The 25,919-nt window shown below is 60.6% G+C and carries 18 protein-coding genes and 1 pseudogene; 14 read left to right on the forward strand and 5 right to left on the reverse strand.

Going from position 1 to position 25,919, the window contains the following annotated elements:
• Nucleotides 1-63 precede the first annotated feature (63 nt).
• Both ACGJAX_RS08275 and ACGJAX_RS08280 read left to right on the forward strand, forming a co-directional pair.
• Nucleotides 64-387 (forward strand): hypothetical protein, encoded by a 324-nt coding sequence (locus ACGJAX_RS08275; RefSeq protein ID WP_247258038.1) that lies wholly within the window; start codon nucleotides 64-66, stop codon nucleotides 385-387.
• 192 nt (nucleotides 388-579) lie between these two features.
• Nucleotides 580-1,419 carry a 23S rRNA (adenine(2030)-N(6))-methyltransferase RlmJ gene (locus tag ACGJAX_RS08280; RefSeq protein WP_247258039.1) on the forward strand — a complete coding sequence of 280 codons (840 nt, stop codon included), beginning with the start codon at nucleotides 580-582 and terminating at the stop codon, nucleotides 1,417-1,419.
• A gap of 137 nt (nucleotides 1,420-1,556) precedes the next feature.
• Here the strand turns inward: ACGJAX_RS08280 and msrA are convergent, their stop codons facing one another.
• From msrA to aceE, 5 genes are all read right to left on the reverse strand, one after another.
• The gene (gene msrA / locus ACGJAX_RS08285; RefSeq protein ID WP_247258040.1) at nucleotides 1,557-2,204 is read right to left on the reverse strand and encodes a peptide-methionine (S)-S-oxide reductase MsrA; all 648 of its coding nucleotides are present in this window, start codon (nucleotides 2,202-2,204) and stop codon (nucleotides 1,557-1,559) included.
• Between the two features lie 119 nt (nucleotides 2,205-2,323).
• Nucleotides 2,324-5,017 carry an EAL domain-containing protein gene (locus ACGJAX_RS08290; RefSeq protein WP_390958333.1) on the reverse strand — a complete coding sequence of 898 codons (2,694 nt, stop codon included), beginning with the start codon at nucleotides 5,015-5,017 and terminating at the stop codon, nucleotides 2,324-2,326.
• Nucleotides 5,018-5,205: 188 nt separating this feature from the next.
• Complete coding sequence (locus ACGJAX_RS08295; RefSeq protein WP_390959824.1) at nucleotides 5,206-6,606, reverse strand: alkaline phosphatase D family protein; 1,401 nt, start codon at nucleotides 6,604-6,606, stop codon at nucleotides 5,206-5,208.
• Between the two features lie 280 nt (nucleotides 6,607-6,886).
• Nucleotides 6,887-8,848 carry a dihydrolipoyllysine-residue acetyltransferase gene (gene aceF / locus ACGJAX_RS08300; RefSeq protein ID WP_390958335.1) on the reverse strand — a complete coding sequence of 654 codons (1,962 nt, stop codon included), beginning with the start codon at nucleotides 8,846-8,848 and terminating at the stop codon, nucleotides 6,887-6,889.
• A gap of 11 nt (nucleotides 8,849-8,859) precedes the next feature.
• Nucleotides 8,860-11,505: a pyruvate dehydrogenase (acetyl-transferring), homodimeric type gene (gene aceE, locus ACGJAX_RS08305; protein WP_390958337.1), complete on the reverse strand. Its 2,646-nt coding sequence runs from the start codon at nucleotides 11,503-11,505 to the stop codon at nucleotides 8,860-8,862.
• Nucleotides 11,506-11,888: 383 nt separating this feature from the next.
• Between aceE and glnE the strand changes: the two genes are divergently transcribed.
• From glnE to ACGJAX_RS08365, 12 genes and pseudogenes are all read left to right on the forward strand, one after another.
• Entirely contained in the window at nucleotides 11,889-14,822 is a 2,934-nt protein-coding gene (gene glnE, locus ACGJAX_RS08310) for a bifunctional [glutamate--ammonia ligase]-adenylyl-L-tyrosine phosphorylase/[glutamate--ammonia-ligase] adenylyltransferase (protein WP_248915297.1), read from the forward strand.
• A gap of 277 nt (nucleotides 14,823-15,099) precedes the next feature.
• Nucleotides 15,100-16,134, forward strand: coding sequence for a lipopolysaccharide heptosyltransferase II (gene waaF, locus ACGJAX_RS08315; RefSeq protein WP_247258044.1), 1,035 nt, complete (start codon nucleotides 15,100-15,102; stop codon nucleotides 16,132-16,134).
• A 1-nt stretch (nucleotide 16,135) separates the two neighbouring features.
• On the forward strand, nucleotides 16,136-17,197 hold the full coding sequence (gene waaC, locus ACGJAX_RS08320; RefSeq protein ID WP_247258045.1) for a lipopolysaccharide heptosyltransferase I: 1,062 nt from the start codon (nucleotides 16,136-16,138) through the stop codon (nucleotides 17,195-17,197).
• Nucleotides 17,197-18,321, forward strand: a complete 1,125-nt coding sequence (locus ACGJAX_RS08325; RefSeq protein ID WP_390958340.1) for a glycosyltransferase — start codon at nucleotides 17,197-17,199, stop codon at nucleotides 18,319-18,321. The genes waaC and ACGJAX_RS08325 overlap by 1 nt, the downstream gene beginning before the upstream one ends.
• Nucleotides 18,318-19,124 carry a lipopolysaccharide core heptose(I) kinase RfaP gene (gene rfaP, locus ACGJAX_RS08330; protein ID WP_247258047.1) on the forward strand — a complete coding sequence of 269 codons (807 nt, stop codon included), beginning with the start codon at nucleotides 18,318-18,320 and terminating at the stop codon, nucleotides 19,122-19,124. Before ACGJAX_RS08325 ends, rfaP begins: the two co-directional genes overlap by 4 nt.
• Nucleotides 19,124-19,858 (forward strand): lipopolysaccharide kinase InaA family protein, encoded by a 735-nt coding sequence (locus ACGJAX_RS08335; protein WP_247258048.1) that lies wholly within the window; start codon nucleotides 19,124-19,126, stop codon nucleotides 19,856-19,858. Before rfaP ends, ACGJAX_RS08335 begins: the two co-directional genes overlap by 1 nt.
• Nucleotides 19,855-19,944 (forward strand): annotated as a pseudogene (locus ACGJAX_RS08340) (lipopolysaccharide kinase); the annotation flags it as partial. The gene ACGJAX_RS08335 and the pseudogene ACGJAX_RS08340, both read left to right, overlap by 4 nt.
• Nucleotides 19,945-20,072: 128 nt before the next feature.
• The gene (locus tag ACGJAX_RS08345) at nucleotides 20,073-21,524 is read left to right on the forward strand and encodes a lipopolysaccharide kinase InaA family protein (RefSeq protein ID WP_390958342.1); all 1,452 of its coding nucleotides are present in this window, start codon (nucleotides 20,073-20,075) and stop codon (nucleotides 21,522-21,524) included.
• Nucleotides 21,525-21,656: 132 nt separating this feature from the next.
• Nucleotides 21,657-21,992, forward strand: coding sequence for a YceK/YidQ family lipoprotein (locus ACGJAX_RS08350; RefSeq protein ID WP_247258050.1), 336 nt, complete (start codon nucleotides 21,657-21,659; stop codon nucleotides 21,990-21,992).
• Nucleotides 21,993-22,149: 157 nt separating this feature from the next.
• Nucleotides 22,150-23,907: a carbamoyltransferase gene (locus ACGJAX_RS08355; RefSeq protein ID WP_247258051.1), complete on the forward strand. Its 1,758-nt coding sequence runs from the start codon at nucleotides 22,150-22,152 to the stop codon at nucleotides 23,905-23,907.
• Complete coding sequence (locus ACGJAX_RS08360) at nucleotides 23,891-25,021, forward strand: glycosyltransferase (protein WP_390958345.1); 1,131 nt, start codon at nucleotides 23,891-23,893, stop codon at nucleotides 25,019-25,021. The genes ACGJAX_RS08355 and ACGJAX_RS08360 overlap by 17 nt, the downstream gene beginning before the upstream one ends.
• Nucleotides 25,021-25,917 (forward strand): antimicrobial resistance protein Mig-14, encoded by an 897-nt coding sequence (locus ACGJAX_RS08365; RefSeq protein ID WP_247258053.1) that lies wholly within the window; start codon nucleotides 25,021-25,023, stop codon nucleotides 25,915-25,917. Before ACGJAX_RS08360 ends, ACGJAX_RS08365 begins: the two co-directional genes overlap by 1 nt.
• Nucleotides 25,918-25,919: the final 2 nt, after the last annotated feature.

The following is a 25,919-nucleotide window of genomic DNA, read 5'->3' on the forward strand; positions in this document are numbered from 1 at the left end:
ATGGCTGCCACCCAAGCCCGTAGGAAGGCCGATGGTAGCCCCGCTTCTACCAGAGGTTAAAAAATGAAAACCATACATCCCGATCCCCCCTACGAAAAACCGACCGCCCATCCCGACAACCGCTTCATGGCATTGACCAGCAATTGCAGCGACATGCCCACCCTGTTCGTCGACACCCACGCGCCACTCGATGTTTTGTATGACGCGGCCAATCACCGCATTCGCGCTGTCACCCAGGTGCTTGAAAACCTGTCCATGCGCGGTTCGATCGAGTGCGAGTCCTTCATCCTCAGCGACTTCGCCTTGCTCTGCGCCATTTCGTTGCGCGATGGCTGCGATGTGCTGGATGTGGTTGGGAGGCGGTTGCGGGCTCGGCCTGGGCAGTAGCATCGAGCACGGTTCGGTGGCGAGGGAGCGTGCGGTGTGCCAGTTGAAACACGATTGGCAGGTCTTGGGGGCGCTTCGCAACCCAGCGGGAGCCAGCTCCCTCGCCACAGTGGTTGGGTGAACCACTCTGTCGCCAACCCCTGACTTGCCGGCCGGTAAAAGGTAAACTTCCCGGCCTTCGCAGGAGCAGCCATGAATTATCGTCACGCCTTCCATGCCGGCAATCACGCCGATGTGTTCAAACACCTGACCTTGACCCGCCTCATCGCCCTGATGTCGCGCAAGGAGCAGCCGTTTGCCTATCTCGACACCCACGCCGGCATTGGCCTGTATGACCTTCAGGGCGATCAGGCCAGTCGTACCGGTGAGTACCTGGAGGGCATTGCGCGTTTGTGGGATCAGCCGGATCTGCCGATCCTGACCGCCGATTACATGCAGGTGCTGCACGAAATGAACCCGGATGGGCAGTTGCGCTATTACCCGGGCTCGCCGGAGCTGGCGCGGCGTCTGACCCGTGCGCAGGATCGCGTGCTGCTCAATGAGAAGCACCCGGAAGACGGCGTACTGCTCAAGGACAACATGGCCGGTGATCGTCGGGTCAAGGTACACCTGGGCGAAGGCTGGCATGTGCCGCGCGCGATGTTGCCGGTGCAAGAGAAGCGTGCGGTGATGTTGATCGATCCGCCGTTCGAGAAGCTCGATGAGATGCAGCGTTGCGCGGCGTCCCTGAAAGAGGCGATTGGCCGGATGCGGCAAACCGTGGCGGCGATCTGGTACCCGGTGAAGGATCAGCGTGCGTTGCGCCGTTTCTATCAGGACCTGGCCGGCACGGGCGCGCCGAAGTTGCTGCGGGTGGAGTTGCTGGTGCATCCGCTGGATACGCCCAACAGCCTGAACGGTTCCGGGCTGGCGATTGCCAATCCGCCGTGGGGGCTGGAGGAAGAGTTGCGTGAGTTGCTGCCGTGGTTGTCCGAGAAGCTTGGTCAGACCCAGGGCGGGTGGCGCATGGATTGGTTGATTGCCGAGAGTTGATTCTGTGCCTGTAGGAGCGAGATTGCTCCGGGCGGCGTTCCGACGATGGACGCAAAGGCAACGCGTTAAATCAGAAAGTGCGCGTTATCGTTAACGACCATCGCGAGCAGGCTCGCTCCTACAGGTTTGTTGGCCGATTAAATCGGGCAGGTGACGCCCGTACCGCCAATCCCGCAATAGCCTTCAGGGTTTTTCGCCAGGTATTGCTGGTGATACGCCTCGGCGTAGTAGAAGGTCGGGGCTTCATCGATTTCAGTGGTGATGGTGCCTTTGCCGGCCTTGGTCAGTTCGGCCTGGAATATTTGAGCGCTCTTCTTCGCCGCTTCCAGTTGCTCTGGTTTGGTGGCGTAGATCACCGAGCGGTACTGGGTGCCGATGTCGTTGCCCTGGCGCATGCCCTGGGTCGGGTTGTGCAGTTCCCAGAACATCTTCAGCAGCTCTTCGTAGCTGACTTTTTCCGGCTCGTAGACCACGAGCACGACTTCGCTGTGGCCGGTCAGGCCCGAGCAGACTTCTTCGTAGGTCGGGTTCGGCGTGAAACCGCCGGCATAACCTACGGCGGTGCTGTACACGCCTTCACGCTGCCAGAATCGACGCTCCGCGCCCCAGAAGCAGCCCAGGCCGAAGATGGCGAATTCGACGTTGCCGGGGAACGGACCCAGCAGCGGGTTGTGGTTGACGAAGTGTTCGTCCGGCACCTTGATCGGGGTTTCGCGGCCGGGCAGAGCTTGTTCTTTAGTAGGGAGCACGTTTTTGTTCACCAGAATTTCCGAGCGCAGAACCATTATCAGTCCTCTCAGTCAGGTTGAGATGTAAATAATCAGATCGCCAGTGTGCCCAATACCGGCCATTTACGCACTAACCCTGTAGGAGCTCGCTCCTACAGGTCCATGGGTGCCGCAGGTCAGGCGATCGGGCCGCGCGGGTAGCGTTTGAGCTTTTCGATCAGCTCGCAGCCCGGGATTGGTCTGTCGAACAGGTAGCCCTGACCAACGTCGCAACGATGGCGACGCAGGAAGGCCAGCTGCTGGGCCGTCTCGATGCCTTCAGCCACGACCTTGATTTTCAGGTTGTGGGCCATGGCGATCACCGCGGAGGTGATTTCCATGTCGTCCTGGTTGTCCGGGATTTCGTGGATGAAGCTTCGATCAATCTTAATGATGTCGATCGGGAATTTTTTCAAGTAACTAAGCGACGAATAACCGGTGCCGAAGTCGTCCATGGCCAGGGTCAGGCCCAGGCGCTTGAGCTGGTCGAGTTGCAGGTGGGTGTCTTCGGTGGCTTCCAGCAACAGGCCTTCGGTCAGTTCCAGCTCCAGCAGGTGCGCGGGCAGGGCTTCTTCCTTGAGGATATTGGCGATCGAGGCCACCAGGTCCGGGTCGGAGAACTGTTTGGGCGACAGGTTGATCGCCACTTGAAGATTGCCCAGCCCCGCAGCCGTCAGTTCCTTGCTCTTGCGACAGGCCTGGCGGGCGATCCATTTGCCGATGGGAATGATCAGGCCGGTTTCTTCGGCGACGCTGATGAACTGGTCCGGGCGGATCATGCCTTTTTCCGGGTGATCCCAGCGCAGCAGCGCTTCCATTCCCAGCAGGCGACCGCTGCGCAGGCACAGCTTGGGCTGGTAGAACACGTCGAGTTCGTTCTGGGTCAGGGCGCGACGCAGGTTGTTTTCGACAAACAGCTTGTAGCTGGCCTCGGCGTTCAGGGCTTCGGTGAATACTTGCACCTGATGCTTGCCGTTGGCCTTGGCCTTGTGCAGCGCCAGGCCGGCGTTACGCATCAGGGTTTGCGGGTCGCGCCCGTGCAGCGGTGCACAGGCCAGGCCCACGGAGCCGGTCACGCTGATCAACTGGTTGTCGACGAACATCGGTTTGTCGAGGGTCGCCAGCAGTTGATTGGCCACTTGCTGGCCCACCGAGAGGTCGCTGTTGTCCAGCAGCACGGCGAATTCGTTACTGGCAAAACGCGCCAGGCTGCCGCTTGGGATAAGGCTGTTGCGCAGGCGTCGGGCCAGGCTGATCAGCAGTTTGTCGCCGGTCTGGTGGCCGAGGCTGTCGTTGATCCGTTTGAAGTTGTCGATGTCCACCAGCAACAGGCTGATCGGGGTATCGGTGTCGCGGGCGAAGCGTTCGTCGAGGTTGCGGATGAACGCCGGACGATTGCCCAGGTTGGTCAGGTTGTCGGTGTAGGCCAGGCGCTCGATGCGTTGCTGGGCGAGCTTGGTCTGGGTGATGTCTTCATAGATGCCGATGTAATGGGTCAGCTCGCGGTTGTCGCCATAGACCTTGGAAATCGACAACTGGCCCCAGTAGGGTTCGAGGTTTTTGCGCCGGCTCTTGAATTCGCCCTGCCAGCTGTTGCTCTTGGCCAGCGCCGAGGGCGCGTCGAACAGCAGTTCGCTGAGGTTTTCCAGGGCCGGCAGTTCCGACAGCCGCTGGCCATGGACTTCTTCGGTGCTGTATTGGGTGATTGCGGTGAAGCTCGGGTTGACGTACTCGACCACACCGTCGCAATTGACCAGCAAAAAGGCGTTGGCACTTTGCTCGACCGCGCGCTGGAACAGGTGCAGGGCGCTGGTGGCGGTGCGCCGGTTGTGATTGCTGATGACCTGGGCGAACTGATCGGCCAGTTCGCCGGCAAAGGCGATTTCGTCCGACTGCCAGGCACGGGTGGCACCGGTTTGCTCCAGGCACAGCACGCCGACCACCTGGCCATCGACGCGGATGCTGGCATCGAGCATCGCATTGACATTGCGCGGGCGCAGGCTTTCGGCCATTTCCCGGGTGCGCGGGTCGTGAATGGCGTTGTGGGCGTCGATGGCGCGGCCGGTGTGCAAGGCTTCGAGGTAATCGGGGAAATGGCTGACGTCGATGGGCGCCGGCAGCAGGTATTCCTCGCGGGTGCGGTGATAGGCCGAGATGGGCACCAGCATCGAGCCTTCGAGGTTCCACAGGCTGGCGCAGTCGATTTCGTAGATGTCACAGGCACTGCGCGTAATCAGCTCGGCGGCTTCTTTCAGGGAGTTGTTGCTGCTGTAGCGCTGGCGGGTCAGCAGCAGGATAAGGTCCTGCTGGGCACGTGCCCGTTCCAGATGCTGCAGTTGTTCCTGCTGGGCGCGCTGGTTGAGTTCCAGGGCAATTTGCAGGCGCGAGTTCCGGGTTTCCAGATCCAGTGCCGGCAGCAGGGGATCGTCTTCGAACAAGCCGTCGATCACCAGCAGGTAACCGCGCAGCAGGTGTCGATTGTGTTGTTTGAAGGGTTCACCCATTTCCAGCAGGCTCAGCGAGCCGGTGGCGGTGTGCAGGGTGTAGCGGATCAGATAATGCGAGTGTTCGCTCAGTTGTTGCTGGATGGCATCGTGCAGTTGATAGCGCGCTTCCGGCTCCATCAGGCTGGCGTAGGGCGAGCCGACCAGAGCGCACAGCTCCATGGCCGGCAGGCCGAACTGGCGTTCGCAATTGGGATCAAGAAACAGCAGCGCCCAGCTTGGCTCATTCAGCCGTTCGAAACGCAGCATGCCGAGCCGCGAGGGCACAGGCAACTGCGTCACTACCTCGGCCACCATACGGCTGGCGGCATCGGGTTGGCTTTTCATTGAGGGAAACTCGCTTCGAATTTGCTGAACGCGCCGGGCTCTCGCCCCTTTACTGTTGCCTGCGGCAAGGTTGCATCATTGCGACACCGACTGACAAGAGACATGAAGGCCAAGTGCTATAAGAATATCTCGGCAGAAGCGCGGATTTCTTCAGTTAATAGCGCAAAAAGTCATCCTGCTTGCCGCTTTCAGCCCTGATGCAATTCAATGCCGGTCGATTGCAGCAGGTTGCCATCCCGATCGTGATAACGCACCTGAATCTGTTCGGTATCGACGATCACATGCGCGAAGTTATCCTGGCTGATCACCTCGCCCGTCAATTCATGCTGATAATCGCCCGCTGCGGTTCGGGCCAGGGGGTGATCGAGGATGAAGGTGGAGGCCTTGGCGTAGGGCAGCATTTTGCTGTTGCACAGCGGTGACGAAACGATGGTGTGGACTTCGAAGTCCGGGTCTTCGCTGTGGGTCAGGCGGCTGGTCATCGAGCCGTGGACGTCACCGGAAACGAAAATCACATTCTTGATGCGCTGCGTGCGAATCGTCTCCAGCAGTCGCAGCCGTTGCTCGGGAAAGGCTTGCCAGGCGTCATCGTCCGAGCGCTTGCAGTCGGGGTAGAACATCACGCTGGTGACCACGAATTTGACGCGGGCCGGGCTGTTGATCAGCCATGTGCACAGCGCGTGTTCCTGCTCGACATCCAGGATGCGTCGGTCGGCGGCCGAAAGGTTGCGTCGGGTTCTGCTGTCGGTGACAAACCATTCGATATCGCCTTCCGTGAACTGATACCAATATTTGTGAAGTTCCCTGTTTATTTGACCGGTGGAAGAAAGTTCGTGGGCCGGACTATGGCTGGCTTGATAGAGCTCATAGGCCTTCATTGCATTGGCATATAACAACTCATCGGATTTGTTTTTATTGGCTGGCCAGTTGTCTTCGATCTCATGGTCATCAAGGATCATGTAAGTAGGCAGTCCTGACATTAACGTTGCAATGTTCGGCTGCGAGAACGCCACGCGATACTTGTGAAGAATGTCCTTGAGTTCCCGGTCGGGGGCAACGAAGTTCAGGTCATCGACGTAGATCTGATCACCCGTCAATAACATCGCGCTGACGGGCGGCTCGGCCTGTTCCAGCAAATTGGATATCGAGGCAAAGATCCTGTCGCCCACATGAGGCGCGGAGGCGATGCCCGCAGTGATGCGCAGATAACGGCAAGACCCCACTATGTAGGCCCTGGGCAGCGTCTGCTGGCTGGAACGGGTGCGGAAGCGGTGGATCTGTCGCGGCCATTGCAGCGGTAGCTCCTGAACTGTTTCTACGGTGTGCACCGGGCTCATGGGGCTGAACCAGCCGGCCTGATATTCATGGTCGGTGTCGGCGGCAAGATCGTTGAGGGTCATCACTTCGGACATGTCGCGCGCGCTGTCGAGTTTCGCGAAGACGCCCGTTGACCAGTGTTCTTCGCCAAGCCGCCGATAGCGAATGCCGGCAAATACCGGCGCATCCTTTTGTTTATCTGCGCGCAGGAATATGCGTACGTGATTGGTCGTGGTGTGGCCAATAATGGGGCCAACGGTTGGTTTGAACATATTCGAGTCCATTCGGCTTTGCGCTGATTGAGTCAATAAGTTTTTAGTTGGGTTTGCTCGGTAACCTCGCAACTAAGGCTAGTTATTTGGCCCTAAAAAATATCGAGCCGAAATGGATTCAAGTTGTGGGCGATATCAGCCACAAATGTAGGAAGGCATTCTTTTCGATTAAAAATCGCAGGCAAAAAAAGCCCCGCCAAATTGGCGGGGTTGAGGTACGAGCGTGGCGCTCGGAAAACGAAACGCGGCTGGCCCTCCGGTGAAGGAGGGCCGTCCGGTGTTACAGCAGGATGGTGCGGATGTCCGCCAGCAAGTCGCTCAGGCGCTTGGTGAAGCGTGCAGCCGCGGCGCCGTTGATCACACGGTGATCGTAGGACAGCGACAGCGGCAGCATCAGCTTCGGCTGGAAGGCTTTGCCGTCCCAGACGGGCTGGATGGTTGCCTTGGAAACACCGAGGATCGCCACTTCCGGCGCGTTGACGATCGGCGTGAAGCCGGTGCCGCCAATGTGGCCGAGGCTGGAAATGGTGAAGCAGGCGCCTTGCATCTCGTCCGACGAGAGCTTCTTGGTCCGGGCTTTTTCAGCCAGGGAAGCGGCCTCGGCGGCCAGTTGCAGCAGGCTCTTCTGGTCAACGTTCTTGATGACCGGTACCAGCAGGCCATCCGGGGTGTCGACGGCGAAGCCGATGTTCACGTACTTCTTGCGGATGATCGCCTTGCCGCTTGCAGCCAGCGAACTGTTGAAGTCCGGCAGTTCCTTGAGCAGGTGCGCGCAGGACTTGAGCAGCAGCGGCAGGATGGTCAGCTTGACGCCGGCCTTCTCTGCAACGGCTTTCTGAGCGTTACGGAACGCTTCGAGTTCGGTGATATCCGCCGAGTCGAATTGCGTCACGTGCGGCACGTTCAGCCAGCTGCGGTGCAGGTTGGCGGCGCCGACCTGCATCAGGCGGGTCATCGGCACTTCTTCGATTTCACCGAAGCGGCTGAAGTCCACGACCGGAATCGGCGGGATGCCCGCGCCACCGGTTGCGCCAGCAGCAGCGGCCGGTGCTTCCTTGGCCTTCTGCATCATGGCTTTGACGTAGACCTGCACGTCTTCCTTGAGGATGCGACCGTGCGGACCGCTGGCGCCCACGGCGCTCAGCTCGACACCGAATTCACGGGCCAGTTGGCGCACGGCCGGGCCAGCGTGAACCTTGGCGCCAGGCTTGGCTGGAGCCGCGGTCGGTGCAGTAACCGGTGCGGCGGCGGCAGGAGCGGCAGCCGCGGCTGGAGCCGGAGCGCTCGGTGCAGCTGCGGCCGGTGCCGGAGCAGCGGCCGGGGCGGCGCCTTTGACTTTCAGCTTCAGGATCAGGTCGCCGGTACCGACTTCATCGTCCAGCTTGATCGAAACGCTTTCCACCACGCCAGCGGCAGGCGACGGGATTTCCATGCTCGCCTTGTCGGATTCCAGGGTGATCAGCGACTGGTCGGCTTCGACGCTGTCGCCGGCCTTGACCAGGACTTCGATGATCTTGGCCTTGCCCGACGAACCGATGTCCGGCACGTGGATGTCCTGAACGCTATCGGCCACCGGTGCGGCCGGAGCAGCAGCGGCTGGCGCTGGAGCTGCGGCGGCAGGTGCAGCTGCCTGGGCTGGAGCGGCCGCAGCCGGTGCCGCAGCACCCGCCACTTCCAGGTCCAGAATCAGGTCGCCAGTGCCGACTTCATCGTTGAGCTTGACGCTGATGGCCTTGACCACGCCCGCGGCAGGCGACGGGATTTCCATGCTCGCCTTGTCGGATTCCAGGGTGATCAGTGACTGATCAGCCTCGACGGTGTCGCCGACCTTGACCTGGATCTCGATGATCTGGGCCTTGCCCGACGAACCGATGTCCGGCACGTGCACTTGCTGAACCGAAGCGGCAGCAGGTGCTGCGGCCGGCGCTGGAGCAGCGGCGGCAGGCGCCGGTGCAGCTGGCGCTTTTGCAGCAGGCGCGGCGGCAGCCGCAGGGGCCGCCGCAGCGGCACCTTCGACTTCCAGCTCCAGCAATTCGTCGCCTTCTTTCAGGCGATCGCCGAGCTTCACTTTCAGGCTCTTGATGATACCGGCCTTGGGAGCAGGGACTTCCATGCTCGCCTTGTCCGATTCCAGCGTCAGGATGCTCTGATCGGCTTCGATACGGTCGCCGACCTTCACAAACAGTTCAATTACTTCACCTTCACCGCTGCCGATGTCAGGTACGCGAATGAGTTCGCTCACAGAATCTCTCCTCAGCAGTCCAGTGGGTTGCGTTTTTCCGGGTTGATACCGAACTTGGCGATGGCCTCGGCCACCACTTTAGGTTCGATGTCACCACGGTCAGCCAGTGCTTCCAGGGCTGCCAACACCACGAAATGACGGTCGACTTCGAAGAAATGACGCAGTTTCTTGCGGCTGTCGCTGCGGCCGAAACCGTCGGTGCCCAGGACTTTGAATTCCTTGGACGGTACCCACTGACGGATCTGCTCGGCGAACAGTTTCATGTAGTCGGTAGAGGCGATGACCGGACCTTTACGGCCGTTCAGGCACTCTTCCACATAGCTCAGCTTAGGCTTCTGGCCAGGGTGCAGACGGTTGCTGCGCTCAACGGCCAGGCCATCGCGACGCAGTTCGTTGAAGCTGGTAACGCTCCACACGTCGGCGCCGACGTTGAACTCTTCACGCAGGATCTTCGCGGCTTCGCGGACTTCACGCAGGATGGTGCCGGAGCCCATCAGCTGAACGTGGTGCGCCGCTTCGCGGGTGTCTTCTTCGAGCAGGTACATGCCTTTCTTGATGCCTTCTTCGGCCCCGGCCGGCATGGCTGGCTGCTGGTACGACTCGTTCATCACGGTGATGTAGTAGAAGACGTCCTGTTGCTCTTCGGTCATCTTCTTCATGCCGTCCTGGATGATCACCGCCAGCTCGTAGCCGTAGGTTGGATCGTAGGTGCGGCAGTTCGGGATGGTGGCAGCCAGCAGGTGGCTGTGACCGTCTTCGTGTTGCAGGCCTTCACCGTTCAGCGTGGTACGGCCGGCGGTGCCGCCGATCAGGAAGCCACGGGTGCGGCTGTCGCCAGCGGCCCAGGCCAGGTCGCCGATACGCTGGAAGCCGAACATCGAATAGAAGATGTAGAACGGCAGCATTGGCTGGTTATGGCTGGAGTACGAAGTACCGGCAGCGATGAAGGAGCTCATGGCGCCCGCTTCGTTGATGCCTTCTTCGAGGATCTGGCCCTTCTTGTCTTCCTTGTAGAACATCACCTGGTCTTTATCGACCGGCTCGTAGAGCTGGCCAACGGACGAGTAGATGCCCAACTGACGGAACATGCCTTCCATACCGAAGGTACGGGCTTCGTCCGGGATGATCGGAACGATGCGCGGGCCGATTTCCTTGTCCTTGACCAGTTGCGCCAGGATGCGCACGAAGGCCATGGTGGTGGAGATTTCACGGTCGCCCGAGCCGTCGAGGATGGCCTTGAGGGTATCGAGGGACGGCGTCGGTACGCTGAAGCTTTGCGCGCGGCGCTGTGGCACGAAACCGCCCAGTGCGGCACGGCGTTCGCTCAGGTAACGGGCTTCGGCGCTGTTTGGCTCCGGCTTGAAGAATGGCAGGTTTTCCAGCTCTTCGTCCTTGACCGGAATGTCGAAGCGGTCGCGGAACAACTTCAGGCTCTCGACATCGACTTTCTTGGTGTTGTGCGCGGTGTTCTTCGCTTCGCCGGCACCGGTGCCATAACCCTTGATGGTCTTGGCCAGGATGACGGTCGGTTGTTCTTTGTGGTTGACCGCCTGGTGGTACGCCGCATAGACCTTGTACGGGTCGTGGCCGCCACGGTTGAGTTTCCAGATCTCGTCGTCGGACAGGTCTGCAACCATCGCCTTGAGTTCTGGCGAGTTGAAGAAGTGTTCACGCACGAATGCGCCGTCTTTGGCTTTGTAGTTCTGGTACTCGCCGTCGATGACTTCGTCCATGCGACGTTGCAGGATGCCGTCGACGTCCTTGGCCAGCAGCGGGTCCCAGAAACGGCCCCAGATGACTTTGCTCACGTTCCACTGGGCACCGCGGAACACGCCTTCGAGTTCCTGGATGATCTTGCCGTTGCCGCGAACCGGGCCGTCGAGGCGCTGCAGGTTGCAGTTGATGACGAAGATCAGGTTGTCGAGCTTCTCGCGGCCAGCCAGCGAGATCGCGCCAAGGGATTCCGGCTCGTCACACTCGCCGTCGCCCAGGAAGCACCAGACTTTTTGTTTGCCGGCAGGAATGAAGCCGCGGGCTTCCAGGTACTTCATGAAGCGTGCCTGGTAGATCGCCTGGATCGGGCCCAGACCCATGGACACGGTCGGGAACTGCCAGAAGTCAGGCATCAGCCAAGGGTGCGGGTAGGACGACAGGCCCTGACCGTCGACTTCCTGGCGGAAGTTGTTCATCTGGTCTTCGGTGATGCGGCCTTCCATGAATGCACGGGCGTAAACGCCTGGCGAGGTGTGGCCCTGGAAGTAGATCAGGTCGCCGCCGTGTTCGTCGGTCGGGGCCTGGAAGAAGTAGTTGAAGCCGATGTCATACAGGGTCGCACTGGAAGCGAAGCTGGAGATGTGACCGCCGAGGTCAGAATCTTTCAGGTTCGTACGCATTACCATGGCCATCGCGTTCCAGCGCACCAGCGAGCGAATGCGGCGTTCCATGAACAGGTCGCCAGGCATGCGTGCTTCGTGGGTAACGGGGATCGTGTTGCGGTAAGGCGTGGTGATGGCGTAAGGCAACTGCGAACCGCTGCGGGTCGCGAGTTCACCCATACGGGTCATCAGATAGTGAGCACGGTCTTCGCCTTCTTTGTCGAGAACCGATTCCAGGGCGTCCAGCCATTCCTGGGTTTCGACGGGATCGAGGTCTTGCATGGCTTGCTCCAGGGCGGAAAGGCTACCAGAATCGGTTGCCTGAGTTAGCGACTGGCCTTGTGGGCAGACGTTATGAATTCTTGGATTGCCGATAGGTTGTTCCGGCGGTGTGTAGTTTTACTACAAATCTTCCGGCATTTCAGCCTTGCTAATGTATATACGAGTAGTAAAACTACAGATGAGCGGCTTGTGGCCCCCGGCTGCGTTGTGAGAATAATCGTTAAGGTTGGTCTTTTTCCAATCGTAAAAGGTGAAAGCTTGATGCTGGATGCCAAAAAAATAGAATTTTCAGCTATTTCTAACTTTTGTTCGACAGTCCTCCAGGTAGTGTGTTTGCAAGATTCACTACATGCAGCCCAATACACGCCGATCAAGGATAGACCATGAGCCTCCCTTCGCTCGCCGAACTGCCCTCCGTTCTGCTGCCGTTTGTCACCCGTGCCGAGCAGTCGTTCCGTACCGCCGTCGGTGCTTTGGATGATGACCATGGCCTCTCCACCTGGACCCCGGATCGCTGGGCACAGTTTGCCCGCGTGACCGCCGCCAGCGATTTCGTGATTGAACAGAGTGTTCGTGACCCTTTGATGTTGCTGGACCTGGTGCAGTCTGGCGAACTCGACCGCCACTTCGCTCCCGGCGAGTTGTGTGCGCAGATTGCGGCAGCGGTGAGCGCCGCCGAGACCGAAGAGCAGCTCGGTCGCGCGTTGCGCCGTCAACGTGCCCGTCATCAGGTACGGATTATCTGGCGTGACCTGACCCGCCAGGCCGATCTGGTGCAGACCTGCCGCGACCTGTCGGACATGGCCGACGCCAGCATCGATCAGGCCTATCAGTGGCTGTACTCACGCCATTGCCAGCAGTTCGGCGTACCGACCGGTCGACGCAGTGGCCAGCCGCAGCAAATGGTTGTCCTGGGCATGGGCAAGCTTGGTGCGGTGGAACTCAACCTTTCGTCGGACATCGACCTGATTTTCGCTTACCCCGAGGGCGGCGAAACCGTCGGTGTGAAACGTCCGCTGGATAACCAGGAATTCTTCATCCGTCTTGGCCAGCGCCTGATCAAGGCCCTGGACCCGATGACCGTCGACGGTTTTGTGTTCCGTGTCGACATGCGCCTGCGGCCGTACGGTTCGGCGGGCGCGCTGGTCCTGAGTTTCAACGCGCTGGAGCAGTACTATCAGGATCAGGGTCGCGACTGGGAACGCTACGCGATGATCAAGTCGCGGGTGGTGGCGGGCGATCAAGTGGCCGGTGCGCAACTGCAAGAGATGCTGCGACCCTTCGTATACCGGCGTTATCTGGACTTCTCGGCCATCGAAGCGTTGCGCACCATGAAGCAACTGATCCAGCAGGAAGTGCGGCGCAAGGGCATGGCCGACAACATCAAGCTGGGCTCTGGTGGCATCCGCGAAGTCGAGTTCATCGCCCAGGCTTTCCAGTTGATTCACGGTGGGCGCGACCTGAGCCTGCAGCAACGTCCACTATTAAAGGTACTGAGCACGCTGGAAGGTCAGGGTTACTTGCCGCCGGCGGTGATCAGCGAGCTGCGCGAAGGCTACGAATTCCTCCGTTACACCGAACATGCGATCCAGACGATTGCCGACCGCCAGACGCAGATGCTGCCCGATGGCGAGCAGGATCAGGCACGCATTGCCTTTATGTTGGGCTTCGCCGATTGGGCGGCTTTTCATGAGCAACTGATGTACTGGCGCGGCCGCATTGCCTGGCACTTCGCCCAGGTGATCGCCGATCCCGACGAAGACGATGCCGAAAGCGAAGTGGTGGTCGGTGGTGAGTGGCTCCCCCTGTGGGAAGAGGCTCAGGATGAAGAGGCGGCCTGTCGCCAGTTGCAGGAGGGTGGTTTCAGCGATGCGCCCAAGGCGCTGAAAGCCCTGGCCAGCCTGCGTGGCAGTCCGCAACTTCGCGCCATGCAGCGTTTGGGGCGCGAGCGCCTCGATGCATTTATACCGCGGCTGTTGGCTCAGGCCGTGGAGCACGCGAACCCGGATCTGGTGCTGGAGCGGGTGCTGCCACTGGTGGAAGCCGTGGCTCGTCGCTCAGCGTATCTGGTGCTGTTGACCGAAAACCCCGGTGCCTTGCGGCGCCTGCTGACCTTGTGCGCAGCGAGCCCGTGGATCGCCGAACAGATCACCCGCTTTCCGTTGCTGCTCGACGAACTGCTCAACGAAGGCCGGCTGTTCAAACCGCCCCTGGCGCCGGAATTGGCCGCCGAATTGCGCGAGCGCCTGACGCGAATCCCCGAGGATGACCTCGAACAGCAAATGGAAGCCTTGCGCCATTTCAAACTGGCGCACCGCTTGCGGGTTGCTGCGTCGGAAATCGCCGGCAGCCTGCCACTGATGAAAGTCAGCGATTACCTGACCTGGCTCGCCGAAGCGATTCTGGAGCAAGTGCTGGCCCTGGCCTGGCGTCAGACCGTGGCCAAGTACGGTACGCCACTGCGCAGCGACGGCACGTTGTGCGATCCCGGCTTCATCATTGTCGGTTATGGAAAGGTCGGCGGCCTGGAATTGGGGCATGGTTCGGACCTGGATCTGGTGTTCATCCACGATGGCGATCCGCAAGCGGAGACCGATGGGCCGAAGCCTATCGATGGGGCGCAATTCTTTACCCGCCTGGGGCAACGGATCATTCACTTACTGACGGCCCAGACCAACTCCGGTCAACTCTATGAAGTGGATATGCGCCTTCGACCGTCAGGTGCGGCGGGGTTGCTGGTGAGTTCGCTGGGGGCCTTTGCCCGCTATCAGGAAAATGAAGCCTGGACCTGGGAGCATCAGGCATTGGTGCGGGCCCGGGTGTTGGTGGGCAGCGAGGATGTTGGCCGGGCATTCGAACAGGTTCGCGCGGCGATCCTGGGCAAAACGCGTGATTTGCCGACCCTGCGCCAGGAGGTCAGCGAGATGCGCGCCAAGATGCGCGACAACCTCGGCAGCAAGAGCACCGCCGCCGGCACCGGGGCAAATGCCTTCGAGGCCACGGCGCCGTTCGATCTCAAGCAGGACGCCGGAGGTATCGTCGATATTGAATTTATGGTGCAATACGCGGCCTTGGCGTGGTCCGAAACACACCCGGCATTGCTGCGCTGGACGGACAATATCCGGATTCTGGAAGAGCTGGAACACGAAGGCCTGATGCCCGCCGAAGATACCAGCCTGTTGCGTGAAGCCTATAAGGCGTACCGCTCCGCCGCCCACCGGCAGGCCTTGCAGAAGGACCCGGGGGTGATTCCCGGCGACCAGTTCGCGGACGAACGGCGACAGGTCATGCGGATCTGGAAAGAGCTGGGGTTGTAGCAGCGAGCTTGCTCGCGATGGTGGTTAACGATGACTCGGCTAACCTGATACCCCGCGCAGTCCTCAGGTTCATCGCGAGGCTCGCTCCCACAGGGATTAGTGGTGATGTGTAGATTGAGGCACCCATACCCAATGTGGGAGCGAGCCTGCTCGCGATAGCGGAGTGACAGTCGACAGCAATGTTGAAAGTGATGACCCATCGCAAGCATGCGTTGCCCCTGCAGAGATTCTCGAGGCGGGGAGGCGTAAAGCCTCCCCGGATCGTTTTGGAAACCACATGAAAATTCTGATCGTTGGGCCCAGTTGGGTCGGTGACATGGTGATGGCGCAGACACTGTTTCAGTGTCTCAAGCAACGCCACCCGCAATGCGAAATCGACGTGCTGGCCCCCGAGTGGAGCCGGCCGATTCTTGAGCGCATGCCCGAAGTCCGCCAGGCCCTGAGCTTTCCGCTCGGTCACGGCGTGCTGGAGCTGGCGACGCGTCGGCGTATCGGCAAATCCCTGGCCGGCCAGTACGACCAGGCGATCCTGTTGCCCAATTCCCTGAAGTCGGCGCTGGTGCCGTTTTTCGCCGGCATCCCCAAACGCACCGGTTGGCGCGGCGAATTCCGTTACGGCCTGCTCAATGATGTGCGCACGCTGGACAAGGAACGTTACCCGCTGATGATCGAGCGCTTCATGGCCCTGGCGCACGAGCCGGGTGTCGAATTGCCCAAACCTTACCCGCGACCGAGCCTGCAGATCGACCCGGTGACCCGCGAAGCGGCACTGGCCAGGTTCGGTCTGGCCCTCGATCGTCCGGTGCTGGCGCTGTGTCCGGGCGCCGAGTTTGGCGAATCCAAGCGCTGGCCGTCGGAGCACTACGCCAAGGTTGCCGAAGCGAAAATCCGCGAGGGTTGGCAGGTCTGGCTGTTCGGTTCGAAAAACGATCATGCCGTGGGCGAAGATATTCGTTCGCGCCTGATTCCCGGTTTGCGTGAAGAGTCGGTGAACCTCAGTGGCGGCACTTCGCTGGCCGAGGCAATCGATCTGCTGTCCTGCGCCGACTCGGTGGTGTCCAACGACTCCGGCCTGATGCACGTCGCCGCCGCACTGAACCGGCCGCTGGTGGCAGTCTACGGTTCGACTTCGCCGGGTTTTACGCCGCCGCTGGCCGAGCACGTCGAAATCGTGCGCCTGGGCATCGAATGCAGCCCTTGCTTCGACCGCACCTGCCGATTCGGCCATTACAACTGTCTGCGCCAGCTCATGCCGCAGGCAGTGAACGAAGCCTTGCAGCGGTTGCAGGGCACTGTGGTCGAGGTTCAATAGTTTGCGGGTACTGCTGATCAAGACATCATCGCTGGGCGACGTAATTCACGCGTTGCCGGCGTTGACCGATGCGGCGCGGGCGATTCCCGGCATCAAATTCGACTGGGTGGTGGAGGAGGGGTTCGCCGAGATCCCGACCTGGCACCCTGCGGTGGGCAAGGTGATTCCGGTGGCGATCCGTCGCTGGCGCAAGAACATCTGGCAAACCATCAAGAGTGGCGAGTGGAAGCGTTTCAAGCAAAGCGTTCGTGCGACCCGGTACGACCTGGTCATTGATGCCCAGGGGCTGCTGAAAAGTGCCTGGCTGACCCGTTACGTCAAGGCGCCGGTGGCCGGCCTGGACAAGAGCTCGGCACGCGAGCCGATCGCTGCGCGTTTCTATGATCGGCGCCTGGCGGTTGCCCGTGGCCAGCATGCGGTGGAGCGAGTTCGCCAGTTGTTCGCCATCGCCCTCGGCTACGACCTGCCCAAGGGCCTGGGCGATTACGGCCTGAGCGTCGAGCGCCTGGTGGAGTTGCCGCGCAAGAACCCTTACGTGCTGTTTCTGCACGGCACCACTTGGGACACCAAGCACTGGCCCGAAGCCTACTGGCGCGAGCTGGCCGAACGTGTCGGTTATCTGGGCGTCGGGGTGAAGTTGCCCTGGGGCAATGCCATCGAGAAGGCCCGCGCCGAGCGCATTGCCAAAGACATGAAGCACGTCGAAGTGCTGCCCAAACTGAATCTGGCCGGTGTCGGCAAAGCGCTGGCCGGCGCACAGGCCTGCGTGGCAGTGGACACCGGCCTGGGTCACCTGGCCGCTGCACTGGACGTGCCGACGCTGTCATTGTTCGGCCCGACCAATCCTGGCCTGACCGGGGCCTACGGCAAGTCGCAGATCCACATCGCCAGCGACTTCCCTTGCGCGCCTTGCCTGCAAAAAAAATGCACCTATCAACCGACGGCCGAAGACGCCCGTCGGTTTGACCTGAAACGCGAGTGGCCACTGTGCTTCACGCGTCTGAATCCCGAGCGTGTCGCGAGCCGACTGAGCACGTTGTTACTGGCTGAGGAGCTGCGCTGATGCAATTGGCATTTGTCCTGTACAAATATTTTCCCTTTGGCGGCTTGCAGCGCGACTTCATGCGCATTGCCCTGGAGTGCCAAAAGCGTGGCCACCAGATTCGCGTCTACACGTTGATCTGGGAAGGCGACGTGCCGCCGGGCTTCGAAGTGCTGGTAGCGCCGGTCAAGGCTTTGTTCAACCATCGGCGCAACGAAAAACTCAGCGCGTGGATGGAGGCGGACCTGGCCAAGCGTCCGGTCGACCGTTTGATCGGCTTCAACAAAATGCCGGGCCTGGATGTCTACTACGCCGCCGACGGCTGCTTCGAAGACAAGGCGCAGAATCTGCGTAATTCGCTGTACCGGCGCTGGGGGCGTTACCGCCACTTTGCCGAGTACGAACGCGCGGTGTTCGCCAGGGATGCCAGGACCGAAATCCTGATGATTTCCGAAGTGCAGCAGCCGCTGTTCATCAAGCACTACGACACGCCGCTCAAGCGCTTCCACCTGCTGCCACCGGGCATTGCCCAGGACCGGCGCCGCCCGGCCGATGCAGACGACATCCGCGCCGGCTTCCGAGCCGAATTCAGCTTGAAGGATGATGAGCTGCTGTTGGTCCAGATCGGTTCCGGTTTCAAGACCAAGGGTGTGGATCGCAGCCTCAAGGCCCTGGCCGCATTGCCCGCTGATCTGAAGAAACGCACCCGGCTGTTTGTAATTGGTCAGGACGACCCCAAGTTATTCCAGATGCAAAGTGCCACGCTGGGACTCGGCGACAACGTGACGTTCCTCAAGGGGCGCAGCGATATTCCGCGTTTCCTGCTCGGTGCCGATCTGTTGATCCACCCGGCGTACAACGAAAACACCGGTACCGTGCTGCTTGAGGCGCTGGTGGCCGGGTTGCCGGTGCTGGTGAGTGCGGTATGCGGTTACGCCCACTACATTGCCGAGGCCGATGCCGGCCTGGTGCTGGATGAGCCGTTCGATCAATCGCAGTTGAACCAGTACCTGACCGGCATGCTGAATGACGCTCAGGCACGGGCGGCCTGGAGCCGCAATGGTGTGGCCTTCGCCGAGACGGCCGACCTCTATAGCATGCCGCAGCACGCGGCTGATGTGATTCTGGCGGAGCACGCTGAATGAAGTTGATGCTGGCTGAACCGTTCAAGAGCCTCTGGGCCGGACGCGACCCGTTCGCCGAAGTCGAGGGGCTGCAGGGCGAGGTGTACCGCGAACTGGAAGCTCGCCGCACCCTGCGCACTGAAGTGGACGGCAACGGGTTCTTCGTGAAGATTCACCGTGGCATCGGCTGGGGCGAAATCTTCAAGAACCTGCTCACCGCCAAATTACCGGTGCTCGGCGCGGGCCAGGAGTGGAAAGCCATCCAGCGTCTGCAGGAAGTCGGCGTCCCGACCATGACCGCCGTGGCTTATGGCGAAAAGGGCAGCAACCCGGCAGACCAGCACTCGTTCATCGTCACCGAAGAGCTGGCACCGACTGTCAGTCTCGAAGATTTCAGCATCGATTGGGTCAAGCAGCCGCCCGAGCCACGGCTCAAGCGTGCGCTGATCGCCGAAGTGGCGCGCATGACCGGCATGATGCACCGCGCCGGGGTCAACCATCGCGACTGCTACATCTGTCACTTCCTGCTGCACACCGACAAACCGGTGACCGCAGATGACTTCAAGCTCTCGGTGATCGACCTGCACCGCGCCCAGACCCGACCGGCGATCACCCGGCGCTGGCGCGACAAGGATCTGGCGGCGCTGTATTTCTCGGCGCTGGACATCGGATTGACCCGGCGCGACAAACTGCGCTTCCTCAAAGGTTATTTCCAGCGACCGCTGCGCCAGATCCTGGCGGAAGAAGGCCCGCTGCTGGCGTGGCTTGAAGGCAAGGCCAATAAGCTTTACGAGCGTAAACAGCGCTACGGGGATGCGCTCTGATGTCGGCCTGGAAACTGGAACCGGCTTACAGCGACCTGGCAGATGACTTCGGTAGTCTTGATGCCGTTTTTGCGCTCAAAGGCGAGCAGCTGACCCTCGATCCGCTGTCCGAGGTCATTCGCATTCGGCGCAATGGCGTCAACTATTACGTCAAGCGCTATGTCGGTGCAGGCAAAGGCCTGCGTCGCTACCTCGGCAAGCCGAGGGTGAAGATGGAGTGGCAGAACCTCAAGCGCTTCGCCAAGTGGGGCATTCCCACTGCCGAGGTGGTGGCGTGGGGGCTGGAGCGACGCGGCGCGGCCTATGATCGTGGGGCAATGATCACCCGTGAATTGCCCCATACCGAAGACCTGTCGGTATTGGCCAACCGGCGCGATCCGAAGCTGGCGGACCGTGCCTGGGTCGACGCGGTCAGTCGTCAATTGGCCGACTACACCCGGACCATGCACGATCACCGGTTCACCCATAACGATCTGAAGTGGCGCAACCTGCTGATCGACGATCAGGCCAGGCTGTTTCTGATCGACTGCCCCAATGGGGATTTCTGGCGCGGTTTCTGGCTCAAATACCGTATTACCAAGGACCTGGCGTGTCTCGACAAGGTTGCCAAGTATCACCTGTCGGCGACCCAGCGCCTGCGCTTTTACCTGCAATACAGGCAAAGGCCCCGCCTCACCGCTGCGGATAAAAAGCGGATCCGGCATGTGGTGAGATTTTTCGAGGGGCGTGAATGACTGATTTTCTGGCCGCTGAAGACCATGCGCAGCTTGAGCGTCATGGCCTTGGCTCTTTCGACGCGCTCTGGACCCTGCAGCTTGATGACGACTTGAAAAAGCCCCGGCCTTTGTTATCGGGCCAGCGCGACCGGATCAAGGATCCGGAGCCGTTACTGCATCGGGCGTCCGAGTGGAGCGAATATCACATGCGCGGCCAGAAGGAGAAGTGTTGATGCGATTGTCCGAGCTGAAAAACGCCGGTCGCAGCCCGAGCCTGCCGCTGAGCATTCCGCTGGCCGATGCTGCCGGGCCTGCGCAGCTGCAGTTGTTGAGCCTGTTGCGGGTGTTGCCGGGGCAGCGTTATGTCGGTGCGGGCATCTGGCGCGGTCGCCCGGTGTTGGCCAAATTGCTGGTTGGTAGCAAGGCCGCCCGGCATTTTCAGCGGGAGCTGGAAGGTGTTCGTCTTCTCGCCGCGCAAGGCCTGACCACGCCATTGCTGTTGGCCGATGGTCTCAAGGACGGTGAGGGTGGTTGGTTGCTGTTCGATTTTCTCGAGAACGCCGAAAGCCTCGATGAGGCCTGGAAACGGGTCGAACACCAGCCTGTGCTGGCCGATGAACAAGCAGCCGTTCTGGCTGAAGCGCTGGGTGCGATCGGTCAAATGCACCGCAAGGGCCTGTGGCAGGAAGACCTGCATCTGGACAACCTGCTGCGCCAGGGCAATCGCCTTTATTTGATCGATGGCGCCGGGATCTGTAGCGAAACGCCCGGCCAGCCCCTGTCACGGCAGAAAGTGCTGGAAAACCTCGGGGTGTTTTTTGCCCAGTTGCCCACGTCGCTGGAGCCATTCACCGAAGAGTTGCTGGTGTACTACCTGCTGAGCAACGGTGAGCATGCCTTGCCCATGGAAGCCTTGCAGAAGCAGATCGACAAGGTCCGCAACTGGCGCCTGAAGGACTTCCTGAACAAGGTCGGTCGTGAGTGCACGCTGTTCAGCGTGCAGCGCGGCGCGTTCGGTTTGCGGGCGATTCGCCGCGAGGAAGAGGCTGCGATGTTGCCGGTTCTGGCGCAGGCCGATGCGTTGCTCGATCAGGGCCACTTGTACAAGACCGGCGGCGCGGCGAGCGTTGGCAAGGTCGAGGTGGGCGGTCGTGCGCTGGTCATCAAGCGCTACAACATCAAGGGTTTCGCTCACTGGCTCAAACGCTTCTGGCGTCCGAGCCGTGCCTGGCATTCCTGGCGCGAAGGCAATCGCCTGGCGTTCCTCGGCATCGCCACGCCCAAACCGCTGGCGTTGCTGGAGAAGCGTTATCTCTGGTTGCGCGGTCGCGCCTATCTGGTCACCGAGTACTTGCCGGGGCCGGACATCATCGAGCGCTTTGCGCCTTACGTCGAGCGCGGCAACGCACCCGAGGCGGAGTTGGCGGCGCTGGATCACCTGTTTGCCGAATTGATCCGATTGCGCATCAGTCACGGCGATTTCAAGGGTCACAACCTGTTCTGGCAGCAGGATCGCTGGGCGCTGATCGATCTGGATTCGATGTGTCAGCACGGCTCGCTCGGCAGCTTCGCCCCGGCCTATGCACGGGACCGGGCGCGGTTCATGCGTAACTGGCCTGAAAACAGCGCGCTTTATCATGTCATCGATCAGCGCCTGCCCAAGGATGCTTCCAGCGCTGCCTGACACGGCCAGATCATTTGCCCAGGATCAGGTGACAGGTTTTTATGATCGGTCCTACATGATTTTGAGAAGCCATGAACTGGGGCTCGAATAACCTCGATGCTAGTTTGCCTGACGTTTTTCGGAGGGCAGATCTTGACGATAAAAAGAGCGGTAGCATCGAGTGCCATCTCTCTGGCCCTGGCCGGTTGCGGAACCGCCGCGACCGTATTGCAGGGCGATGAGGATGCGGCTCGGGGGCTTCGGAGGCAAAAAACCTATTGTCAGTCCATTCCCCGGATCTATAGCGGCCTGGCCTACGATTTCTGCGTAATGAATGCGCCGCCCGATCCTACCGGAGTGCTCGTGCCGCTGGTATTGCTGGACCTCGCCCTGTCCGGCGCACTGGATACCGTTGCCTTGCCATACACGATTGTCCGGCAGGGCATGGATGGCAACATCCGCATTTACTGGCGCCCGGCGCGTGGCTGAGTGCGCGGTGCGTCTTTACGAGGCTGATAACCGTAGGGTCATTCCCGGCATGTTTAAGCTATAATCCCGCCCTTTAGCTGTCTCTCGCCGCTTGCGAGGGCACATTAATTTTTGAGGCGCGTTGCGCCTGCATGCAGACTAAAGAGGCTAGACCCCTGTGGCATTGACGATTCTTGGCCTGTCCGGCGCCCTTAGCCATGATCCTTCCGCAGCCTTGTACATCGACGGCAAGCTGGTCGCGGCGGCTGAAGAAGAGCGCTTTGTGCGCGATAAACATGCAAAGAACCGCATGCCTTACGAATCGGCGAAGTTCTGCCTGGAACAGGCCGGCATCAAGCCTTCCGACGTTGACGTGGTAGCAATTCCGTTCGCACCGATCAGCCTGTTCGGCAAGGCGCGCTGGCATTACGCCAAGCGTTACTGGTACGCCCCGGACCGCGCCCTCGACGCGATCCTGATGGGTAACCGTCGCTACAAGCGCTATCGCAACAAGATTGTCTGGTGCCTGGAGCAACTGGGCTTCGACCCGAAGAAAATCAAGATCGAGCCGGTCGAACACCACTTGGCCCACGCCTCCAGCGCTTACCATTGCTCCGGTTTCAAAGAGAAGACCGCGATCCTCGGGATCGATGGCAAGGGCGAATACGCCACGACCTTCTTCGGTTACGGTGAAAACGGCAAGATTCACAAGATCAAGGAATTCTTCGACCCTGACTCCCTCGGCGGCCTGTATGGCGCGATCACCGAGTTCCTCGGTTTCGAGATGCTTGACGGTGAGTTCAAGGTCATGGGTATGGCGCCGTATGGCGACGCCAGCAAGTATGATTTCTCGCGTCTGGCCTCGTTCGAAAACGGCGAGTTGGTGATCAACACCGACTACGCCAACGTCATCGGCCTGCGTCGCTATAAAGAGAAGGGCAAGGGTTTCTACTTCTCGCCGAAGCTGATCGAGTGGCTGGGGCCAAAGCGCGAAGGCGACATCGCCGACGAGCCTTACATCCACTACGCCGCGAGCATGCAGGCGCTGTTCGAAAAAATCGCGCTGCAGATGATCGACTACTATCTGGGCGACGTCCTCAAGCAGACCGGCAAGCTCGCCTTCGCGGGTGGCTGCGCGCTGAACGTCAAGCTGAACCAGAAGATCATCGCCCGCGACGACATCAAGGAGCTGTTCGTGCAGCCTGCGTCCGGCGATGCCGGCACCGCGGTTGGCGCCGCAGCCTATGTGTCCCACGCACGTGGCGTACCGGTCGAGAAGATGGAGCACGTCTACCTCGGCCCGTCGTACAGCAATGAAGATGTGATCGCCGCGTGCGCCCGTCACGAGAACAAGCCGAAATGGCGCAAGCTCGACAACATGCCGGAGCAGATCGCCAAAATCATGGTCGATGGCAACCCGGTGGCCTGGTTCCAGGGCCGTATGGAGTTCGGTCCGCGTGCCTTGGGCGGTCGTTCGATCATCGGCTGCCCGAGCGTGGCCGGTGTGGCGGATCGCATCAACCACCAGATCAAGTTCCGCGAGCGCTGGAGGCCTTTCTGCCCGTCGATGCTCGACACCGTGGCACCGCAAATGATCAAGATCGATCACCCTGCGCCGTTCATGACCTTCACCTTCGAAGTGGCTGAAGAGTGGAAAACCCGCGTGCCTGAAGTCGTCCATGAGGACGGTACTTCCCGTGCCCAGGTGCTCAAGCGCGAATACAACCCGCGCTATTACGACATGATGAAGGCGCTGGAAGTCCTGACGGGTAACGGCGTGTCGCTGAACACTTCGCTCAACCGTCGCGGCGAACCGATGATCTGCTCGCCGACGGATGCCTTGAACATGTTCTTCGGTTCCGATCTACAGTACTTGATCATGGAAGACATTCTAGTGGTCAAAGAGGGCGCCAACGCTTATGACACGCTCGGCTGAACGCCATGTGCTGCAGTTCTGTCACGGCTATGACGGCCCGTTTCTGGACTGCGCCCGGCAGTACGCCAGCCTGTTCGCGGGGACCGGGTATCGTGTGACCACGGTGTTTCTGACCGGGGTTGCCGACGCCGAAGTTGCCACGGCTTGCGCATCCGATGAAGTGTTGTTCATGGAATACAGCTCCAGGGCCATTCGTGGCCTGAAGCTGGGCGCCATCGGCGATCTGCGCAAGATCGCCGCCTCGCGCAACTTCAGTTTCTGCATTGCCCATCGCTTCAAGCCGATTTATATCGCCTTGCTTGGCACTTCTTTGCCAGTGATTGGCGTGCATCACGCGTTTGGCGATTACAAGCGCGGCAGCCGTAAACTCTTCGCACGCATTTTCAGCAAGCGCCTGAGCCTGCTCGGGGTATCCGATGCGGTCCGCGATGACATGCGTGAGTGCTTGCCCAAGTGGCCTGCGGCGCGGATTCAGACGCTCTACAACCGCATTGACGTGCCGGCCTTGCAGGCCAGCCAGCTGTCGGCCCGTGAGGCACGGGAAACCCTGGGCCTGTCGGTCGATGCCTGGATTGTCGGCAACGTCGGAAGGCTGCACCCGGACAAGGATCAAGCCACATTGCTGGAAGGTTTTGCCATGGCGTTGCCGGGTTTGCCGGCCAACAGTCAGCTGGTGATCCTCGGCAAAGGTCGTCTTGAGGAAGACCTCAAGGCCCAGGCGCGCGAGCTGGGCATTGGCGACCGTGTCCTGTTTCTCGGCCAGGTACCCGAGGCGCGGCGTTATTTTCGCGCCTTCGATGTGTTTGCCCTGAGCTCCGATCGCGAGCCCTTCGGCATGGTGCTGCTCGAAGCCATGGCCGCCGGCGTGCCGTTGCTCGCCACGGCGTGTGCCGGGGCGAAGGAAGTGGTCGAGGGCGTGGGTATTCTGTTCCCGGTGGGCGATGCCCAACACCTGGCCCAAGGGCTGCAACATCTGGCGGCAATGGACGAACAGCAACGTCACCAGTGCGCCGAGCTGATGCTCGATCGCCTGCATGAACGCTTCTCCGACCGTGCGGTACGCGAGGCTTTCTGGCATTTGCCACACGTTATCGAACTGGCACCGAGGGGCTGATGCTCAACCGATTTCAAGGCTGGCGCGAACGTGGCTGGTCGGTAGCTGATGCTTCGACCTATGCCCAGGCCTGGCAGCGTTATGGCGGCAGCGTCGCCACTCATCCAATGGTGGTCGAACGGCTGGCGCAGCTGGCTGATATTCCGGTTCGCTACCTGGCCTGGGAGCAAAACGGCGACGTCAAAGCGGCGATTCCGACCTGGGGTCGTGACCTCGCCCTGTCCAAGGATGTGCTCAAAAGCAAGGGCAAAAAGGGTCTGTTCGACCTCGGCAATGCCGAGATCATTCTGCCGGCCGCCGATGATGCCCAGGTCCCCTTGCGTCATCGCGCTCGTTATTTGTCGGCACTGAACGAGAGCCGTTTTAGCGGAATCAAGTTGCAGGCCGAACAACTGGCCATGGCCCGTACCCCTGAAGAGCTGTCGAAGAAATTTCGCTACAACCAGCGTCGTGAACTCCGGTTGCTGGAAGAGGCGGGCGGGGTCGTGCGAGCGGTTTCCGAGTTTTCCAGTGGTGAGCTGGCGGCGATCTACTGCGACCTGTTCCAGCGTCGCTGGGGCTTTGCGGCGACCGGCGCGGAACGTATGGCCGAGGTCATCGAGTTGTTGCGTGAGCTGTTGATCGGTTCGGTGATTTTCCTCAACGATGCACCGATCGCGATTCAGCTGGTGTATCGCGTCGAGACGCCGCAGTGGATCAGCGTCGAGTACATCAATGGTGGCGTTGACCCTGAAACCCGCGAATTCAGCCCCGGCAGCGTACTGAGTTTCCTCAATACCCAGAGTGCCTGGGAGCATGCCCGCGCGCTGGACAAACCCTTGCGCTTCTCCTTCGGCCGCGCCGACCGGGAATACAAGGAGCGCTGGTGCAACCCGGTGCCGGTCTTCACCGTATGAGT

Source organism: Pseudomonas moorei (assembly GCF_042846945.1).
GTDB lineage: Bacteria > Pseudomonadota > Gammaproteobacteria > Pseudomonadales > Pseudomonadaceae > Aquipseudomonas > Aquipseudomonas moorei.

Excerpts from the sequence above, each read along its gene's own strand:
- ACGJAX_RS08335 (WP_247258048.1), top strand. The coding sequence starts at position 19,124 with ATGTCGGCCTGGAAACTGGAACCGGCTTACAGCGACCTGGCAGATGAC.
- ACGJAX_RS08295 (WP_390959824.1), bottom strand. The coding sequence starts at position 6,606 with ATGTTCAAACCAACCGTTGGCCCCATTATTGGCCACACCACGACCAAT.
- ACGJAX_RS08280 (WP_247258039.1), top strand. The coding sequence starts at position 580 with ATGAATTATCGTCACGCCTTCCATGCCGGCAATCACGCCGATGTGTTC.
- aceE (WP_390958337.1), bottom strand. The coding sequence starts at position 11,505 with ATGCAAGACCTCGATCCCGTCGAAACCCAGGAATGGCTGGACGCCCTG.
- ACGJAX_RS08275 (WP_247258038.1), top strand. The coding sequence starts at position 64 with ATGAAAACCATACATCCCGATCCCCCCTACGAAAAACCGACCGCCCAT.
- ACGJAX_RS08365 (WP_247258053.1), top strand. The coding sequence starts at position 25,021 with ATGCTCAACCGATTTCAAGGCTGGCGCGAACGTGGCTGGTCGGTAGCT.
- rfaP (WP_247258047.1), top strand. The coding sequence starts at position 18,318 with ATGAAGTTGATGCTGGCTGAACCGTTCAAGAGCCTCTGGGCCGGACGC.
- ACGJAX_RS08325 (WP_390958340.1), top strand. The coding sequence starts at position 17,197 with ATGCAATTGGCATTTGTCCTGTACAAATATTTTCCCTTTGGCGGCTTG.
- waaF (WP_247258044.1), top strand. The coding sequence starts at position 15,100 with ATGAAAATTCTGATCGTTGGGCCCAGTTGGGTCGGTGACATGGTGATG.
- ACGJAX_RS08290 (WP_390958333.1), bottom strand. The coding sequence starts at position 5,017 with ATGAAAAGCCAACCCGATGCCGCCAGCCGTATGGTGGCCGAGGTAGTG.
- ACGJAX_RS08360 (WP_390958345.1), top strand. The coding sequence starts at position 23,891 with ATGACACGCTCGGCTGAACGCCATGTGCTGCAGTTCTGTCACGGCTAT.
- msrA (WP_247258040.1), bottom strand. The coding sequence starts at position 2,204 with ATGGTTCTGCGCTCGGAAATTCTGGTGAACAAAAACGTGCTCCCTACT.
- ACGJAX_RS08345 (WP_390958342.1), top strand. The coding sequence starts at position 20,073 with ATGCGATTGTCCGAGCTGAAAAACGCCGGTCGCAGCCCGAGCCTGCCG.
- glnE (WP_248915297.1), top strand. The coding sequence starts at position 11,889 with ATGAGCCTCCCTTCGCTCGCCGAACTGCCCTCCGTTCTGCTGCCGTTT.